This window comes from Polynucleobacter sp. AP-Sving-400A-A2 (assembly GCF_018688155.1).
Taxonomy (GTDB): domain Bacteria; phylum Pseudomonadota; class Gammaproteobacteria; order Burkholderiales; family Burkholderiaceae; genus Polynucleobacter.
In genome coordinates this window covers 1,112,664-1,129,643 of the sequence record NZ_CP061312.1, presented here as the reverse complement: position 1 = coordinate 1,129,643, position 16,980 = coordinate 1,112,664, and the positions used below count along the sequence as shown (strand labels likewise).

The 16,980-nt window shown below is 46.1% G+C and carries 16 protein-coding genes, 1 tRNA gene and 1 pseudogene; 12 read left to right on the top strand and 6 right to left on the bottom strand.

The genetic code is table 11. The annotated features are described in order from the left end of the window. The first annotated feature begins 6 nt into the window (after positions 1 to 6). From C2758_RS05950 to C2758_RS05935, 4 genes are all read left to right on the top strand, one after another. Positions 7 to 1,170, top strand: a complete 1,164-nt coding sequence (locus C2758_RS05950) for an ATP phosphoribosyltransferase regulatory subunit (protein WP_215327371.1) — start codon at positions 7 to 9, stop codon at positions 1,168 to 1,170. A 50-nt stretch (positions 1,171 to 1,220) separates the two neighbouring features. Next, positions 1,221 to 2,561: an adenylosuccinate synthase gene (locus tag C2758_RS05945; RefSeq protein ID WP_215327370.1), complete on the top strand. Its 1,341-nt coding sequence runs from the start codon at positions 1,221 to 1,223 to the stop codon at positions 2,559 to 2,561. A gap of 61 nt (positions 2,562 to 2,622) precedes the next feature. Beyond that, on the top strand, positions 2,623 to 4,839 hold the full coding sequence (locus C2758_RS05940) for a malate synthase G (RefSeq protein ID WP_215327369.1): 2,217 nt from the start codon (positions 2,623 to 2,625) through the stop codon (positions 4,837 to 4,839). Between the two features lie 100 nt (positions 4,840 to 4,939). Beyond that, positions 4,940 to 5,443: a hypothetical protein gene (locus C2758_RS05935; RefSeq protein ID WP_215327368.1), complete on the top strand. Its 504-nt coding sequence runs from the start codon at positions 4,940 to 4,942 to the stop codon at positions 5,441 to 5,443. A 96-nt stretch (positions 5,444 to 5,539) separates the two neighbouring features. Here C2758_RS05935 and C2758_RS05930 read toward each other — a convergent pair whose 3' ends face one another. Next, positions 5,540 to 5,695: a hypothetical protein gene (locus C2758_RS05930; protein WP_215327367.1), complete on the bottom strand. Its 156-nt coding sequence runs from the start codon at positions 5,693 to 5,695 to the stop codon at positions 5,540 to 5,542. A 172-nt stretch (positions 5,696 to 5,867) separates the two neighbouring features. Between C2758_RS05930 and C2758_RS05925 the strand changes: the two genes are divergently transcribed. The 5 genes and pseudogenes from C2758_RS05925 to C2758_RS05905 all read left to right on the top strand — a co-directional run. After that, positions 5,868 to 7,097, top strand: coding sequence for an MFS transporter (locus C2758_RS05925; protein ID WP_251369140.1), 1,230 nt, complete (start codon positions 5,868 to 5,870; stop codon positions 7,095 to 7,097). A gap of 29 nt (positions 7,098 to 7,126) precedes the next feature. Continuing rightward, on the top strand, positions 7,127 to 7,813 hold the full coding sequence (locus C2758_RS05920) for a dienelactone hydrolase family protein (protein WP_215327366.1): 687 nt from the start codon (positions 7,127 to 7,129) through the stop codon (positions 7,811 to 7,813). Between the two features lie 24 nt (positions 7,814 to 7,837). After that, positions 7,838 to 8,335 carry a hypothetical protein gene (locus tag C2758_RS05915; protein WP_215327365.1) on the top strand — a complete coding sequence of 166 codons (498 nt, stop codon included), beginning with the start codon at positions 7,838 to 7,840 and terminating at the stop codon, positions 8,333 to 8,335. 9 nt (positions 8,336 to 8,344) lie between these two features. Then, on the top strand, positions 8,345 to 9,049 hold the full coding sequence (locus tag C2758_RS05910; RefSeq protein ID WP_215327364.1) for a class II aldolase/adducin family protein: 705 nt from the start codon (positions 8,345 to 8,347) through the stop codon (positions 9,047 to 9,049). A gap of 13 nt (positions 9,050 to 9,062) precedes the next feature. Then, positions 9,063 to 9,248: pseudogene (locus tag C2758_RS05905) on the top strand (4-oxalocrotonate tautomerase); the annotation flags it as partial. A gap of 158 nt (positions 9,249 to 9,406) precedes the next feature. Here C2758_RS05905 and C2758_RS05900 read toward each other — a convergent pair. Next, a tRNA-Leu gene (locus C2758_RS05900) sits at positions 9,407 to 9,493 on the bottom strand. 144 nt (positions 9,494 to 9,637) lie between these two features. Between C2758_RS05900 and rnr the strand changes: the two genes are divergently transcribed. Then, positions 9,638 to 12,040 (top strand): ribonuclease R, encoded by a 2,403-nt coding sequence (gene rnr, locus C2758_RS05895; protein ID WP_215327363.1) that lies wholly within the window; start codon positions 9,638 to 9,640, stop codon positions 12,038 to 12,040. A gap of 29 nt (positions 12,041 to 12,069) precedes the next feature. Continuing rightward, on the top strand, positions 12,070 to 12,825 hold the full coding sequence (gene rlmB, locus C2758_RS05890) for a 23S rRNA (guanosine(2251)-2'-O)-methyltransferase RlmB (protein ID WP_215327362.1): 756 nt from the start codon (positions 12,070 to 12,072) through the stop codon (positions 12,823 to 12,825). On the opposite strand, the gene trxC is transcribed toward rlmB, so the two are convergent. Together trxC and tal are read right to left on the bottom strand one after the other, a co-directional pair. After that, a complete protein-coding gene (gene trxC, locus C2758_RS05885; protein WP_215327361.1) occupies positions 12,818 to 13,240 on the bottom strand; it encodes a thioredoxin TrxC in 423 nt (140 codons plus the stop codon). The genes rlmB and trxC overlap by 8 nt on opposite strands. Before the next feature lie 30 nt (positions 13,241 to 13,270). Further along, positions 13,271 to 14,239: a transaldolase gene (tal, locus tag C2758_RS05880; protein WP_215327360.1), complete on the bottom strand. Its 969-nt coding sequence runs from the start codon at positions 14,237 to 14,239 to the stop codon at positions 13,271 to 13,273. Between the two features lie 110 nt (positions 14,240 to 14,349). Between tal and rpiA the strand changes: the two genes are divergently transcribed. Further along, positions 14,350 to 15,060 (top strand): ribose-5-phosphate isomerase RpiA, encoded by a 711-nt coding sequence (rpiA, locus tag C2758_RS05875; RefSeq protein ID WP_215327359.1) that lies wholly within the window; start codon positions 14,350 to 14,352, stop codon positions 15,058 to 15,060. Positions 15,061 to 15,281: 221 nt separating this feature from the next. On the opposite strand, the gene C2758_RS05870 is transcribed toward rpiA, so the two are convergent. Together C2758_RS05870 and argA are read right to left on the bottom strand one after the other, a co-directional pair. After that, entirely contained in the window at positions 15,282 to 15,554 is a 273-nt protein-coding gene (locus tag C2758_RS05870) for an oxidative damage protection protein (RefSeq protein ID WP_215304216.1), read from the bottom strand. 56 nt (positions 15,555 to 15,610) lie between these two features. After that, positions 15,611 to 16,975, bottom strand: a complete 1,365-nt coding sequence (gene argA / locus C2758_RS05865; RefSeq protein WP_215327358.1) for an amino-acid N-acetyltransferase — start codon at positions 16,973 to 16,975, stop codon at positions 15,611 to 15,613. Between the last annotated feature and the right edge of the window lie 5 nt (positions 16,976 to 16,980).

Sequence of the window (16,980 nt, the reverse complement as noted above, 5' to 3'; positions counted from 1 at the left end):
CAAATCATGAATCGCTGGTTACTTCCTGAAGATATTGCTGATGTTTTGCCAGCCGAGGCTCGTAAGGTAGAGACTCTGCGTCGCGCTATTTTGGATTTGTATCAGTCCTATGGCTATGAGCTAGTTGCCCCTCCTATATTGGAGTTCCTAGATTCTTTGCTTACTGGCACTGGTTCAGATCTGAACCTACAAACATTTAAATTGGTTGATCAGTTATCTGGCCGAACATTAGGCCTGCGTGCCGATATGACTCCGCAAGTGGCTCGTATCGATGCGCACCTACTCAATCGTAAAGGCGTAACCCGCCTTTGCTATGCAGGATCTGTTGCCCATGCACGCACACCAGTAGGCAGCTCGGCCCGTGAAGAATTGCAACTTGGCGCAGAGATTTATGGATGCGCCACTTGGGAAGCAGATTTCGAGGCGATCTCCTTATTACTAAAAACCTTGAGTGTTGCAGGCTTGAATAAGGCCTATCTCGATCTCTCGCATGCAGGCGTGCTTGAAGGTATTCTGGATGGGCAAGTTAAAGAAAAAGCTGATGTCGAGGCTCTGTATAGCTTATTGCAAAGTAAAGATCGCCCACGCTTAGCGATTTGGTCTAAATGCTTACCAGCCAAGTCTGCACAAGCCCTAATGGCGCTTACTGAATTAAATGGCCCTTGTGCGCAAGTATTGGCTGGCGCCAGAAAATCTTTACCGAAACATCCATTGATTGATGAGGCCTTGGCTCAATTAGAAAAATTGGCCGCAGCAACAGATGCACTTCCAGGTAAGGTTGAACTCAGTATTGATCTGGCGGATCTGCGCGGATATCAATATCACAGTGGTGTGATGTTTGCGGCTTATGTTGATCAGTTGCCACAACCAATTGCGAGGGGCGGCAGATACGATCATGTTGGTCAAGCATTTGGACGCTCCCGTCCTGCTACTGGCTTTTCAATGGATTTATTGACTCTAGCTAACCTTGCGCCTTTAGCGCAAAGAAAGCCCGCTATCGTAGCGCCTTGGACTCTAGATGCTGACTTAACTAGCAAGATTACTGAATTGCGTGATGCTGGTGAAGTAGTCATCCAAGCTCCTAGTGCTGATGCCCTAGAAACTGCTGAATATCTTTGTGATCGTGAGCTAGTAAAGCAAGGCAGCTCATGGGTAGTAAAAAAGAAGTAAGCGCTATTTGAACAACACATTAATTCTGTAATTATTTTTTGGATTTCATTATGTCTTTAAAGCAACAAGCTCATGGTCGTAACGTCGTTGTCATTGGTACCCAGTGGGGTGACGAAGGCAAGGGCAAAGTAGTGGATTGGTTAACCGACCATGCTCAAGCAGTTGTGCGTTTTCAGGGTGGACATAACGCTGGCCATACGCTGATTATTGGCGGTAAAAAAACAATTTTGCGTCTGATCCCCTCCGGAATCATGCATAAGAACGTGATTTGCTACATTGGTAATGGTGTCGTACTTTCTCCAGAAGCACTCTTTAAAGAAATTGGTGAGTTAGAGGCTGCGGGCTTGGATGTTCAATCTCGCTTGAAGATTTCTGAAGCAACAACGTTAATCTTGCCCTATCACGTAGCAATTGATCATGCTCGTGAGAAAAAGCGTGGTGATGCCAAGATTGGTACTACTGGTCGTGGTATCGGACCAGCCTATGAAGATAAGGTAGCCCGCCGCGCCCTACGTGTTCAAGATTTGTTTTATCCAGAAAAGTTTGCCGCGCAATTGCGTGAGAACTTGGAATATCACAACTTCATGCTCACAAATTACTATGGTGCCGAGCCAGTAGATTTTCAAAAGACTTTAGAAGAGGCCATGTCTTATGCAGGGCGCATTAAGCCGATGGTGGTTGATGTCTCCAGCGCCTTATATGCAGCAGAGCAAGCTGGCCAAAATTTATTGTTCGAGGGTGCGCAAGGCACTTTGCTAGATATCGATCATGGCACCTATCCATACGTGACTTCGAGTAACTGTGTGGCTGGTAATGCTGCTGCTGGATCTGGCGTTGGTCCGGATTCTTTGCAATATATCTTGGGTATCACCAAGGCTTATTGCACGCGTGTTGGCGCCGGCCCATTCCCAAGCGAGTTATACGACTTTGATAACCCAGCTAAGCAAGATCCTGTTGGTATCCGTTTGGCTGAGGTAGGTAAGGAGTTTGGTTCTGTTACCGGCCGTCCGCGTCGCACTGGTTGGTTAGATGCCGCTGCACTCAAGCGTTCTATTCAGATCAATGGATTGTCTGGCCTGTGCATTACTAAGCTGGACGTATTGGATGGCTTTGAGACGATTCGTCTTTGTGTGGGTTACACACTTGATGGTCAAAAATTAGATGTATTGCCGCGTGGAGCTGAAGCTGTTGCGCATTGCGAACCAATTTACGAGGATTTCCCGGGATGGAAGGGAACAACTTTTGGTATTCGTGAATGGGGCAAACTCCCAATAGAGGCACAGAAGTTCCTGCGTCGTATCGAAGAAGTTGCAGGAAAGCCGATCGCCATGGTCTCAACAGGACCTGACCGCGATGAAACAATTCTTTTGCAACATCCATTCAAAGGTTAATAAAGCACCCCCTTTTTAATTTTTTTATATTTAATTTACACATTTGCTTTGGGATTTAGAAATGACAGCACGTACACAATGTAATAGCCTTCAAGTAGCTACACCGCTTTACCGTTTTATTGAAGATCAAGTTTTACCTGGCACAGGAATTAAAAGCGCAGACTTTTGGAAGGGTTTTGACGAGATCGTGAAAGATCTGAGTCCAAAGAACGAAGCTTTACTAGCTAAGCGTGATCGCTTGCAATTGGATTTGGATAAATGGCATCAAGCCAATCCTGGCCCAATCAAAGATATGCCTGCTTATCGTAAGTACTTGAAAGAAATTGGTTATATCGATGATGTACCTGCCAAAGTGTTGGCTACTACTCAGAATGTGGATGACGAACTGGCTCTTCAAGCCGGCCCTCAACTGGTTGTTCCTGTGCTCAATGGGCGCTATGCCTTAAATGCTGCAAATGCGCGTTGGGGCTCTTTGTATGATGCCCTGTACGGCACAGATGTTATTTCTGAAGAAGATGGCGCTACCAAGACCGGAGCCTATAACCCTATTCGTGGTGCTAAGGTCGTCGCCTACGCACGTCAATTTTTAGATCAAGCCGCTCCTTTGGCTAAAGCCTCTTATACCGATGTAGTTGCCTATGTCGTTGTAGATAAAAAACTGTCCGTGAAATTAAAAGACGGCAGCACAACGGGTTTGATTGATGAGAAACAGTTTGTTGGCTATCAAGGTGATGCCTCTGCTCCATCATCTGTCTTATTGCGTAACCATGGCATTCATATTGATATTCAAATTGATAAGACTAAAACCATTGGGGCTGCTGATTTAGCGGGCGTAAATGATGTGGTGCTTGAAGCTGCACTCTCAACCATTTTGGATCTAGAAGACTCGGTAGCAGTGGTGGATGGCGATGACAAAGTGCTAGCTTATGAGAATTGGTTGGGCATTCTCAAAGGCACCTTGGTTGAAGAAGTCAGCAAAGGCGGCAAGACTTTTACCCGCACACTGAATGCAGATCGCAAGTACACAGCGGGCATTGGCGCTATCAATGCTAAAGATGGCGTTGTGACTTTGCATGGCCGATCACTTTTGTTTCTGCGCAACGTTGGTCACTTGATGACTAACCCCGCCATCATTACTGGCGAAGGCAAGGAAATCTACGAAGGTATCTTAGATGCAGTAGTGACGGTGTTGATTGCTTTGTATGATATCAATCGCCCAGCGACTCAGGCTATTGGTAATACACGTAAAGGCTCGGTCTATATTGTTAAGCCAAAAATGCACAGCGCTGAAGAAGTGGCATTTGCTGGCGAGCTCTTTGGTCGGGTTGAGAAATTACTTGGCTTGCCTGTGAACACGGTCAAATTGGGCATCATGGATGAAGAGCGCCGTATGAGCGTCAACATTAAAGCTGCTATCGCTGCAGCTGGTGCTCGTGTTGCCTTTATTAATACTGGATTCTTAGACCGCACTGGTGATGAAATGCACACCGGCATGTATGGCGGAGCTATGGTTCGTAAAGGCAGAATGAAGATTGCTAAATGGTTCGGAGCTTATGAGCGCCGCAATGTATTGGCAGGCTTAGATTGTGGCCTACGTGGTCGCGCACAGATTGGTAAGGGCATGTGGCCTGCGCCAGATCTCATGAAGGAAATGGTTGAGCAAAAAGCTGCACATCCTCAAGCTGGAGCGAATACTGCTTGGGTACCATCACCTACTGCTGCCACTTTGCATGCCATTCACTATCACCAGGTCGATGTAGCAAAGATTCAGGAAGATATGGAGAAGCAGGACACTGCAGCCGAGTATGAGGCCTTAACCGATGATCTCTTGACCGTACCAATTGCGCTATTCCCGGATTGGACTAAGGAGGAGATTCGCGAAGCTCTGAATAATAATTGCCAAGGTATTTTGGGTTATGTCGTGCGTTGGATTGATCAAGGCGTTGGTTGTTCTAAGGTGCCTGATATCTATAACGTAGGCTTAATGGAAGATCGCGCAACATTGCGTATTTCTAGTCAGCACATTGCTAACTGGTTGCTGCATAAGTATGTAAGCAAAGCCGAAGTAGAGGAAGCCATGCAACGAATGGCTACTATCGTGGATAGTCAAAATGCTGGCGATCCCTTGTATAAGCCGATGATGCCAAACTATAAGGATTCCTACGCCTTTCAAGCTGCGAGTGATTTGATCTTTAAGGGTCTTGAGCAGCCAAACGGGTATACCGAGCCTTTGCTACATGCTTGGCGTTTGAAGGTCAAGCAGGCACAAGCGAAGTAAGCTGTGGTGAATAGAAAATGAGAATGGATTTGTCGAAAGGCAAGTCCATTTTTCTTTTGACGATAACTTGCCTGAATTCCCCTAAACTCCCGACTACCCTGTGCTGAATTTTTTTAACCTCTTCACCAGACTATCTAATAGTCGCGGCCAAGAGCTGGGCTTTCAACTCAACGATGGGGGTAGGGAGCTTGCGGGTTTCAAAGGTGGGGCTGGTGACTGTGTAGTTCGAGCGATTGCGATTGTCGCCCAATTACCTTATTTGCAGGTCTACGAAGATCTTCGCGCTGCCAATGCAGCTTATGCCGATCAACGAAACGACAAGTTGGCTAGGCGTCTCAACGCTAAGGGCGCTTCACCGCGTAACGGCAATCATCGCAATGTGTTTCATGACTATATTGTGGGTCATGGCTTTGATTGGGTGCCTACTATGCAGGTTGGCGCTGGCTGTAAAGTGCATTTACTAGCCAACGAGTTGCCCTCGGGCAGATTAATTGTGAAGGTTTCTAAGCACCTGACGGCTGTCATTGATGGTGTTATTCAAGATACCCATAACCCGTCTCGGGGTGGTTCACGCTGTGTCTATGGTTACTATGTTCAGCGTTAGGGACGCTGTTTAAAAGAAAAAGCCTCCAAAGAACGGAGGCTTATTTCTTAAAAAATGACCAAAAATGGCCTAAAACAGAGTTAAATCAGCAACAAATTACCAATTTCCACTAGTTCTACGTGATTTCTGCTCCAATACCTTAGCTTCGCTGAAAGCTTCTGCTAATAAGACAAAAATATCTTTAATTGCTATTAAAGGTTTAATGCTAATAGTAGGTGCCTGTTGAAATAGTACTGAGTTTGAATGTGCCATGGTGAGCTCCTTAAGGGTTAACCCTAATGATACACCTTTTACTTTTCAATTGCAGGAAGTGCCCATAAAAACCCATTCCTAGTAGTTGGCGTCATCAATCAAATGCTGGTAGGCTCAGCTTTAAGCTCTTAGGTTGATAATGTCCTACCCCTAATAAACTGTAAAGTAACCTTTGACCGAGCATCACACGCCAGGCGGCAAGAAGAAAGAATACTTTTTCTTATTCTCCTTGGCTGGAATTCAGTTCACTCACATCCTAGACTTCATGATCATGATGCCTTTGGGTCCGGAATTTATTCGTGAGCTCAATATCAATACCCATGAATTCGGCCTGTTACTTTCTTCCTATACTTTTGCCGCAGCTCTTGCCGGTGTCTTTGCTACCTACTTTGTAGATCGCTTTGAGAGGCGAGTGCTGCTTCTCAGTTTGTATGCCTGCTTCATTATTGCCACCTTAGTCTGTGGTTTGGCGCCGGATTACCATTCTCTTTTTATTGCTCGGGCATTTGCAGGTGCCTTTGGCGGCATATTAGGTTCATTAGTTCAAACCATCGTTGCAGACTCTATTCCGTTTGAGCGCAGAGGCAAAGCTTTGGGTACGGTGATGTCTGCTTTCTCGGTGTCGACCGTAGCGGGAGTCCCTCTCAGTCTATTGTTGGCTAACAATATTCCATACTTAGGTTGGCGTGCGCCATTCTTTTTTATTGCCTTGATATCCACTCTCATTTTGTATTTGGGTTATCGCAATATTCCCAGAATCATCGGTCATTTAGATCAGACTCATGAAGGCAGTCGCTTAAGCCAAATATGGAATGTGTTTAGCGCACACCAGCATCTACGCGTATTCTTTTTTATGGCACTGATCATGTTGACTGGATTTTCGGTTATTCCATATATTGCACTCTATCTCACCTCCAATGTGGGGATTGATAATGGATATATTCCATTGATCTATCTTTGTGGCGGGATTGCCACTTTGATGAGTTCTCGAGTGATTGGGCAAATGGCTGATCGCTATGGCAAGGTGAAGATCTTTAAAATATTGGCTATCGCCAGCCTTATTCCTTTGCTAGTCACAACCAATCTGATGCCTGTGCCGCTGTGGGTGGCCTTGGTAAATTCAACTGCATTTTTCATCTTGATCTCCGGGCGCATGATTCCGGCGATGGCAATTGCTAGCCAAATGGTGGAGGCGAAAATTCGGGGTACCTTTATGAGCTTGGTGGGCTCAGTCCAAATGTTAGCATCGGGGCTTGCCTCAATACTTGCTGGCATGGTGGTGACTATTGGTGCAGATGGAAAAATGGAGCACTACAACCTAGTTGGTTATGGGGCGGCTTTATGTGGCTTGCTTACTTTCTGCTTGGTGGGCTATATTCATACTGATAAAAAAGAGCAGTAAACCGAATTTATTTGAAAAGAAAGACTGTGATGATTTCATTTAAGAGACCAGACGGCACCTCAGTAGAGGCCTATTTAATTGAGCCGGCCAATCCAATAAATGCCCCTGGCGTGGTAGTGATTCAAGAGTGGTGGGGTTTGGATGATGAGATCAAGAATGTTGCCAATCGCTTAGCTAAAGCAGGATATCGCGCCTTGGTTCCGGATTTGTACCGTGGCAAACTCGCTCTGGAAGCAAATGAAGCAGAGCACCTCATGAAGGATCTGAATTTTGGTGATGCCGCCAGCCAAGATATTCGTGGCGCTGTTCAGTACCTCAAGACAACTGGCAGCGCTAAAGTTGCTGTTACTGGTTTTTGTATGGGTGGGGCGCTCACAGTCCTGTCAGCCGGCCTTGTTCCAGAATGTGATGGAACCGTGGTTTGGTATGGCTACCCTCCGCTGGAGTATGTTGATGCGCCGGCTATCAAAAAACCGATGTTGGCACACTGGGCCCTGCAAGATGATTTTTTCTCTATCGCTGGCGTAGATCTACTGGAGGAGAAGTTGAAATCCGCTAGAGTACATTATGATTTTCAGCGCTATGATGCTAAGCATGCATTCGCTAATCCAAAGTCAGACGCTAGGGGCTTGCCACCATTGCAATACAATTCTGCAGCTGCAGATTTAGCTTGGGATCGCACGATGACTTTCCTAAAAACTCAGCTAACTCCATAAGCACTTTATTTACAGATTTACTTTATGCACCTTTTTTCCGAAAATCTCGCTGTTGAACTTTCTTCTTATTACCGAAATCTTGCCTTAGGGCATGGGGTGATTCCCAAGGTCTTTACCTTGGTCAATGGAGAAGGGAGCCAATACCTCTTTTTTATTGATGACCTGCATATGGAGCAAGACCAGGAAAATCAATTCTTAGCTTATATTGTTCAGGAGCATGAGGCAGTTTGCTACGCCAGAGGTACTCTGGTCATCCTAGACAAGTCCCAGCAGTTGATTGAATTTGCCGTGATTGATCAAGACGATCATGAAGCTATTGTTTGCTCTGCTCAATTAACTCGGGATATGAACGATAAGCCGGTTGGGTTAACGGAGTTTGAAAAGATCTTAGCTCCCAAAAAGACAATCTTCTTTAGCGGACTCTTTGAGCCGATTGAGCTATCCGAAGATAGAGCTGAAGAGTTTGAAGGTCTTTGGGAAGAAATGAAACCCAAGATTTTGCATCGCTCTATGGGGCTCTAGTTCTTCGATATGACGAATCAAACTGAGGAAGAAGTTCGAATCAATTTAGCTGCAGCCTATCGTCTTGCTGCGTTGAAGGGATGGGATGATGGTATTTATACCCATATTTCAGCCTCTATTCCAAATGAAGAGGGCGCTTATCTCATCAATCAATTTGGTTTGCGCTTTGATGAAGTATCTCCAGAAAATTTAGTCAAGGTGAATGTTCAAGGAGAAATTCTCTCAGGCATAGGGCCGGTAAATCAATCTGGTTTTGCTATTCATGGAGCGGTACATGCGGCTAGACCAGACGCGGCATGCGTGCTGCATCTACATGTTGATTCCGTCATTGCTGTCTCAGCACAAAAGCAAGGTCTATTACCACTATCGCAGCATGCCTTACGTTTCTATGGCGATATCGAAAGGCATCGCTATCAAGGACTGGCCTTATCGGCCTCAGAGCAAGTGGGACTCATATCGGCGCTTGGGAATAAAAAGGCTTTATTGTTAGAAAACCATGGCAGCATCATCTGTGGTGTGAGTATTCAGCAGGTATTTTATTTAATGGACGTATTAGATAAGGCCTGCAAAATTCAACTATTAGCAGGTGAGGTAGAGGAGTTAGTTGTTCCCGATCCGGCAATTTGTAGAATGACTTACGAGCAATTGTGCAGTGATGGTGACGAGGAGGGTCAGATAGAGTGGCCGGCTTATCTAGGTTTATTAAAAAAATAGTGAAAAGGAGAAATCTATGCCATTAATTCAAGTTCAAATATTTGAGGGTCGCAGCGATGAGGTCAAGCGCGAGTACGCTAAGGCAATTACAGAAGCGGCGGTCAAAATTATGGGATGCAGCGCTGAATCAGTAGATGTTATTTACCGAGACGTTAAGAAATCAGACTGGGCGACCGCAGGCAAGTTATGGAGTGACTAACTTTGCGTATGAATGAATACACTATGTAGCGAGCTAAAAAGGGCTTGCAATCTGAGAAAGCACCCCCATATAGGCTTTATGTATTTTTGTGTAGAGACGGCCAGTTTTCTCTATATTGGCCTTGTATTATTAGGCGTAGAGCGCCGTTAAGCCTTGTTTGGTGCCCAGGAAGGGACTCGAACCCCCACAACCTTACGATCGCCAGCACCTGAAGCTGGTGCGTCTACCAATTTCGCCACCTGGGCATGCCGTTATTATAAAGGTATGTGCCTTTTGGCCCACCTCTTCACTCGTTTTGGTCTTTCACCCTTCAGACTTGATGGTTTGATACAGTAGGCTAATTCAGAATTTTTATTGAAATATAAGGCATGTTTTGCCGAAGGAATTAAATGCGTAAAGCAAAAGACTTGGTGCCACGAGAGGCTGACCGCTTAGGTACAGTCCAGGGTCACCGAGATGGATTTGGATTTGTTATCCCAGACGACGGCGGTGAAGATATTTTTCTTTCTGAAAGAGAAATGTCCCGCGTCATGCACGCAGACAGAGTCAATGTCAGAGTATTGGGAACAGATCGGCGCGGTCGCCCAGAAGGCCAGATCGTCGATGTCATTTTGCATGCCAATAAAGTAGTCATTGGGCGTCTATTGAATGAGAACGGTGTTTTGATTGTTGCGCCGGAAGATAAGCGCATCGGTCATGATATTTTGATTCCACCAAAAGGTCAGGGTAACGCTAAATTGGGTCAGGTTGTCAGTGTCGAGATCATTGACTATCCAGATAGCTACCGTCAAGCCGTTGGTCGTGTTGTTGAGGTACTAGGTGAAATCGATGATCCTGGTATGGAAATCGAAATCGCCGTCCGTAAATATGGTGTCCCCCACGAATTTTCAGTAGCTGCAAAAAAAGAAGCAGTTGCCTTGCCTGATGCTGTTCAGCAATCTGATTTAGAGGGTCGAGTGGATTTGCGCGACGTTCCTTTGGTCACCATTGACGGTGCCGATGCTCGTGATTTTGATGATGCGGTGTATTGCGAACCTGTGATGCACGGTAAGAGCAAGGCTTGGCGCCTGATTGTCGCGATTGCCGATGTATCTCATTATGTAAAGCCAGGACATCCTTTGGATGATGAAGGACTTCTGCGTGCGACTTCAGTGTATTTCCCAAGAAGGGTAATACCGATGTTGCCAGAGAAGATCTCTAATGGTCTTTGCTCCCTGAATCCTGGGGTTGATCGTTTGTGCATGGTGTGTGATTCAGTAGTGGATCAAAATGGTGTTGTTTTGGCTTATCAGTTCTACCCGGCAGTCATGCATTCTGCGCAGCGCTTTACATATGACATAGTTTGGGAGATTCTCTCGAACAGCAAAGGCCCCGAGGCAACACGCTTTGCCCAACTCAGGCCTCTACTGACCAATCTCTATTCCCTATACAAGATTTTGCTAGACGCACGTCAAAAACGTGGCGCTATCGAGTTTGAAACTACTGAAACCCAAATTATCAGTAATGAGTTAGGCAAGATCTTGCGCATTGAACCCCGTCTGCGTAATGACGCGCACCGCTTGATCGAAGAGTGCATGTTGACAGCAAACGTATGCGCTGCTGACTTTATTGATAAAAACAAGCATCTCAGTCTTTACCGTGTACACGGTGAACCTTCAGAAGAAAAGTTGGTTACTTTGCGCCAAGTTTTACGTACTTCAGGCTTGTCTTTGGGCGGCGGTGAAAAGCCGAAACCAAAAGACTATGCCAAGCTCATGCGCGAAATCAAAGAGCGTCCTGATGCCAATATGCTGCAGTCGGTTGTTTTACGTTCTATGCAGCAGGCTATGTATCAGCCTGATAACGAAGGTCACTTTGGCCTTGCTTACCCTGCGTATTCTCATTTCACAAGTCCGATTCGTCGTTATCCCGATCTCTTGACCCATCGTGTCATTAAAGCAATTCTCATTAAGAAGCCGTACACGCCAGTATTGCCGCCAACGGTTCCATTGAATCTCACATTGCCGCGCAAAGGTAAGGGCCGTGAAAATGCCGTGAATGCTAAGAAGTCTCATAGCGATGCAAAAGAGGCTGCAGCTAATGGCACACGTTTACCTAAATTGCCCAAGGGCGCTAATGCAGCAATGCCTATTTGGGGTCAACTGGGTGTGCATTGCTCATCGAATGAGCGCCGAGCAGATGAGGCATCCCGTGATGTAGAGGCTTGGCTCAAGTGCTACTACATGCGAGATCATTTGGGTCAAGAATATGCCGGCACGGTTACTGGAGTAGCTACATTTGGTTTATTTATTCAATTAGAAAACCTCTTTGTTGAGGGCATGATCCATGTAACTGAGTTGGGTGGTGATTATTTCCAGTACGATGAAGCTCGTCAAGAATTGCGCGGTGAGAGAACGGGTATTCGGTATCGCTTAGGTGACCGGGTTCATGTATTGGTCAGTCGAGTGGACTTAGATGCGCGTAAAATTGAATTTAGTTTGGTCAAATCGGTTGGCTTAGAGCCAGGTGGCACTACTAATCGTCGCCAAATTGTGTTGGCAAGCGATACCGGTAGACCCAATAAAAAAGCTGCCTCTAAAAAAGGTCGCTCTGGTAGCAAGGAACCGCAGAAGCATTCTGGTTTAAATGTAAATGCCGCCAAATCTGCTGGTAATCTTGGCGCAAATCAATCCAAGAATCAAGCTGGACGAACCGCAAGTAAAGTTGCGAAGTCTGGGAAGCCCACAAGACCTGCCGGCAAACCGGCAGGCACAAAACCACCTGTTCGCAGCACTAAAGCGCGTCGTAAATAAGTATCAATATCAGATCGAGATAAGTAAATATGAAGCAAATATTAGTTGGTTTTCATGCAGTACAAGCGCGCTTACGAGTGGATGCAGCAAGTCTGAAGTCAGTTTATTTTGATCCTAGCCGGCGTGATCGCCGTATGGGTGATTTTCTTAAGCAAGCCGAAGAAATTCTAGGTGAAAGATTACATGCCGCCGATGCAGAACGTCTTCACAAACTCGCAGGTCATGATCGCCATCAAGGGGTGGTTGCACTGGCCGAGAAGATGACCATTGCTAGGACCATTACTGAGGTAGTAGAGGATGCAGAAAGCAATCAAAGCAAGGTAATGTTCTTGGTCTTGGATGGTGTAACCGATCCTCATAACTTTGGTGCATGCTTGCGCGTGGCTGATGGTGCTGGTGTAGATGCTATAGTGATTCCTAAAGATCGTTCGGCCTCAATTAATGCTACTGTGAGTAAAGTATCGAGCGGCGCTTCTGAGGTAATGCCTGTCATTACCGTCACCAATCTGGTTCGAAGCATGAAAGAAATGCAAGAAGCGGGTGTTTGGCTCATCGGCACCGATGATGAAGCTGAAAAATCGATCTATGATTTAGATCTGACTGGCCCCATAGGTATTGTTATGGGTGCAGAGGGTGAGGGCATGCGCCGCTTAACCCGTGAGACTTGTGATGAGTTGGTACGTATTCCGATGAAGGGTGTTGTAGAGAGTCTGAACGTATCCGTTGCCAGTGGCGTCTGTTTGTATGAGGCGCTAAGACAGCGTTTATCTAAAGAGTCTAAATAGTCAACTGCTTAACAAATTGCTCTAGTTCGGCTGGCGGTAGAGCACCACTAGCACGGTGCACTTCTTTGCCACCCTTAAATGCCGCCAGGGTTGGGATTGAGCGGATATTCCATTGCGACCCAAGTAGCTGCTCTGCTTCGGTGTTTACTTTTACAAACAAAACTTGATTTGCATGGGCAATGGCACTTCCCTGAAAAATGGGTCCAAACATCTTGCAGGGCCCGCACCATGGTGCCCAGAAATCGACTATCACTGGCAGCGTAGATTGAGTGACGAGTTCGCTAAAGTTAGCTGCTGTGGCATTAATCGGGAGCGATAGGAGTTCTTGTTGACAAGCTCCGCAGACAGGCGTTTGATTGAGTTTTTCAGCAGGAACACGGTTCCCTTTATTGCAATGCGGGCAATGAATAATCATCTTGACTCCTCAATATGGCAATTTACAGAATTAGTGACTTAAGAGCACTTCGAGTTTCTCAGTATCGATACAGAAATTTCTAATTCCTTCGGCTAGTTTTTCAGTAGCCATGGCATCATTATTTAACTGCAATCTAAAGTTTGATTCATCTAGCTTGAGTGCGAGGATATTTTCGCTGGCAAGCGCGCTAGCTGCATTACTAGCATTTAGTTTTTTCTCAACTGCTGCAGAACTATTCTGCAGATCGCCCAATAGCTCTGGGCTGATAGTTAATAAGTCACATCCGGCTAGCTCTAATATTTGACTGGTATTACGAAAGCTGGCCCCCATGATTTCGGTGCTGATACCGAAGTGTTTGTAGTAGTGGAAGATACGCTTGACTGAGGTAACGCCAGGATCATTTGCTCCGCCATTGTTTTCATCACTCCAATTACTGCCAAGTTTTGTTTTATGCCAATCGGTGATGCGCCCTACAAAAGGGGAAATCAATTTTGCATTGACTGCACCACAAGCTGCCGCTTGTACTAAAGAGAACAGGAGTGTCATATTGCAGTGAATGCCTTCAGCCTCTAAAGCTCTTGCTGCCTCAATTCCTTCCCATGTGCCAGCCAGCTTAATCAAGACGCGTTTACGGTCAATCCCATGTGATTGATACAGCGAGATGAGATGCTTGGCCTTCTGAATTGTTGCCTGAGTATCAAAGGAGAGGCGGGCATCAACTTCAGTCGAAACCCTTCCTGGGACGATCTTCAAGATCTCCAGACCAAAAGCTACCAGGATATGGTCGACTAAATCGACGGATTTTAGGCCAGGATGCGCAGATTTGACTTGATTTACCAAAGCCTGATAGTTGGCTTGCTGGGCAGCTTTTAGGATTAGGGAGGGGTTAGTAGTCGCGTCTTGCGGTTGGTATTCCTGCATACGCTCAAAGTCGCCGGTATCGGCCACGACGGTAGTAAATTGCTTGAGTTGGCTCAGTGCGCTTGCAGGTGATGTCATGGCTATTGGCAATACTCTCGATGAATTAATCAGGTGATATAGATTGAATATCATATGATAGATGGATAAATAAGGCTGTTCCAGTTCAGACAAGGATATTGGGCAAGATCATGAATCAAGATCAACTAAAGCAATTGGTGGGTGAAGCGGCTCGGGATGAGGTATTAAAGCTACCCCCAGGGCAGATCTTGGGTGTCGGGACGGGCTCTACCGCCAATTACTTCATTGATGCCTTAGCATCCCACAAGGAGCATTTCGCTGGAACGGTATCTAGCTCCAATGCCACGACTGAACGCTTGTTAAAACACGGTTTTAAGGTGTTGGATCCCAATGAGGTGGATCATCTACCTGCCTATGTGGATGGCGCTGATGAAATCGATCCTGCTGGCCATATGATTAAAGGCGGCGGCGGTGCTTTGACCCGCGAAAAGATTATTGCCTCTATGGCCAAGCAATTTATCTGCATCTGCGATGCCTCAAAGCAGGTTCCAGTATTGGGTAATTTTGCATTGCCTGTGGAAATCATTCCCATATCAAAAGGCATTGTTACTCAAGAACTGGCTAAGTTAGGCGGCACAGTCACAGTCAGAATGAGCAAAGAAACACGAACAGACTTAGGTCAGACTCCAAGTCAGCCTTTTGTGACAGATAACGGTGGCTGGATTTTGGATGTCGCTGGTTTAAAAATCGCTAATCCCATCGCTCTTGAAGCGCAAATTAATCAAATCGCCGGCGTAATCACCGTAGGTTTATTCGCAAAAGAGAAGGCCAATATTTTGCTGGTAAGCAATGCCTCTGGCGTGAGCAGAATTACTTTTTAATTAAAAAACCCGACGGGGCAGCGAGCTGATCCATCGGGTTAGTTTGCCATGATGATTCATGGCGCAGGCAAAGGGAAGAATTGATGTTCCCAATGCCCATAAGCACATAGATATGCTTACAAGTAGTGGCTTTCGCCAATGTAGCCGATCACACAAACTGACTGACTACGATTTCATCCTATGCTTCTGAATTTGACTCGTCAAGAGATATTCAAAAAGAATTATTCAGCTGGTGGTACATAGCCCTGAGCCATGTCTGCACCACCTTCAAAGAAGTATTTTTCAACTTGCTTGAGAAGGTACTGACGAGCACGAGGGTCAGCCATATTCAGACGATTCTCATTAATGAGCATGGTTTGGTGTTTCAACCAAGCAGCCCAAGCCTCTTTGGAGACTTGATTCCAAACTTTCTTACCGAGGTCGCCAGGTAGTGGTGCGAAGTCCATGCCTTCAGCTTCTTTATTCAGTTTGATGCATTGAACCATGCGTGCCATTTGTGTTGCCTTTCAAATACGGTGTGCTAAAGAGAAAATATAAAACGAATAACTTATTAAAGATCTTTGGTTAGAACCATCGATTTACGATCCCAGTTGTAAATTTGCTTTCTTTCTTCTGGAAGATCATCTACCGACGCGCGCTTAAAGCCACGCTTCAAAAACCAATGTTCTGTTCTAGTAGTCAAGACGAAAAGCTTCTTGATGCCCTCCTGTTTTGCGCGCATTTCAACGCGCTTAAGTAAACGCTCTCCATCGCCTGAGCCTTGAACATCAGGATCTACCGCGAGGCAAGCAAGCTCACCTACGCCATTCGGGAATGGAAAGAGGGCTGCGCATCCAAAGAGAACCCGGTCATGCTCAATCACAGAGAAGCGCTGAATATCACGCTCAATGACATCCTGACCCCGCGCAGCCAAAATACCCTCATCTTCGAGCGGGCTGGTGAGTTGCAAAATGCCACCAACGTCATCCTGATTAGCTTCACGTAGATTCTCAATATCGGATGAGGCCAGCATCATGCCAATGCCATCATGGGTAAAGAGCTCCTCCAGGAGTGCTCCATCTCGGTTGCAAGGCAAGAAGTGCACTCGACTGACGCCAGCACGAATAGCCCTGCCAGAAATATTCAACAAACTTTTCATGCCTAGGTCGAGTTCCGGATGTTGGGCTACATATTCTTGAAGCTGGGGCATTGAGAGTTCGGTGATGAAGTCATCTTCCTCATCTTTCAAGCCGGTATAGGGACTTAAGAAAATTAACTTATCCGCTTTGAGTGCCACAGCAGTAGATGCAGCTACATCCTCAAAGGCGAGATTAAATGCTTGACCAGTTGGCGAGAAACCCAAAGGCGAGAGCAGTACGATCTTATTGCTATCGAGCGAAAGTTTGATAGAGGTAGAGTCTACTTTACGCACCAAGCCAGTATGAATGTAATCAATCCCCTCAACTACACCGACAGGCATTGCAGTAATAAAGTTGCCCGAGATAACGGAGATTCGTGAGCCTGCCATCGGTGTGTTGGGCAAGCCCCGACTGAATGCTGCTTCGATATCGAGACGTAATTCACCAGCAGCTTCTTTGACACACTCTAGGGCAGCTGCATCGGTAATCCGGTAGCTGTGCATTGCGCTTTGACCAAATTGACTTTTAATATTGCGAAGCATGAGTTGCTCTTCAATTTGCGGGCGAATACCGTGTACCAAAACAATTCGCATGCCCATGGCATGCAACATGGCGATATCTTCAATCAGATTCTCAAGGCCGATCTCTTGGACTAGTTCGCCAGCAAAGGCGATAACAAAGGTCTTCTCACGGAAGCTATGGATATAGGGTGCAACATCACGCAGCCATCCTACAAATGGAAAGTTAGAGCTGGATTCTTCGGCATTTGAGCCGGGATTCGGTGCATTTGTTGGCATAGTGA

What these genes read in the sequence shown, in the direction of transcription:
- C2758_RS05940 (WP_215327369.1), top strand. Translation starts at nt 2,623, where the DNA reads ATGACAGCACGTACACAATGTAATAGCCTTCAAGTAGCTACACCGCTT.
- rlmB (WP_215327362.1), top strand. Translation starts at nt 12,070, where the DNA reads ATGAAGCAAATATTAGTTGGTTTTCATGCAGTACAAGCGCGCTTACGA.
- C2758_RS05915 (WP_215327365.1), top strand. Translation starts at nt 7,838, where the DNA reads ATGCACCTTTTTTCCGAAAATCTCGCTGTTGAACTTTCTTCTTATTAC.
- C2758_RS05945 (WP_215327370.1), top strand. Translation starts at nt 1,221, where the DNA reads ATGTCTTTAAAGCAACAAGCTCATGGTCGTAACGTCGTTGTCATTGGT.
- tal (WP_215327360.1), bottom strand. Translation starts at nt 14,239, where the DNA reads ATGACATCACCTGCAAGCGCACTGAGCCAACTCAAGCAATTTACTACC.
- C2758_RS05920 (WP_215327366.1), top strand. Translation starts at nt 7,127, where the DNA reads ATGATTTCATTTAAGAGACCAGACGGCACCTCAGTAGAGGCCTATTTA.
- C2758_RS05930 (WP_215327367.1), bottom strand. Translation starts at nt 5,695, where the DNA reads ATGGCACATTCAAACTCAGTACTATTTCAACAGGCACCTACTATTAGC.
- trxC (WP_215327361.1), bottom strand. Translation starts at nt 13,240, where the DNA reads ATGATTATTCATTGCCCGCATTGCAATAAAGGGAACCGTGTTCCTGCT.
- argA (WP_215327358.1), bottom strand. Translation starts at nt 16,975, where the DNA reads ATGCCAACAAATGCACCGAATCCCGGCTCAAATGCCGAAGAATCCAGC.
- rnr (WP_215327363.1), top strand. Translation starts at nt 9,638, where the DNA reads ATGCGTAAAGCAAAAGACTTGGTGCCACGAGAGGCTGACCGCTTAGGT.
- rpiA (WP_215327359.1), top strand. Translation starts at nt 14,350, where the DNA reads ATGAATCAAGATCAACTAAAGCAATTGGTGGGTGAAGCGGCTCGGGAT.
- C2758_RS05910 (WP_215327364.1), top strand. Translation starts at nt 8,345, where the DNA reads ATGACGAATCAAACTGAGGAAGAAGTTCGAATCAATTTAGCTGCAGCC.
- C2758_RS05870 (WP_215304216.1), bottom strand. Translation starts at nt 15,554, where the DNA reads ATGGCACGCATGGTTCAATGCATCAAACTGAATAAAGAAGCTGAAGGC.
- C2758_RS05950 (WP_215327371.1), top strand. Translation starts at nt 7, where the DNA reads ATGAATCGCTGGTTACTTCCTGAAGATATTGCTGATGTTTTGCCAGCC.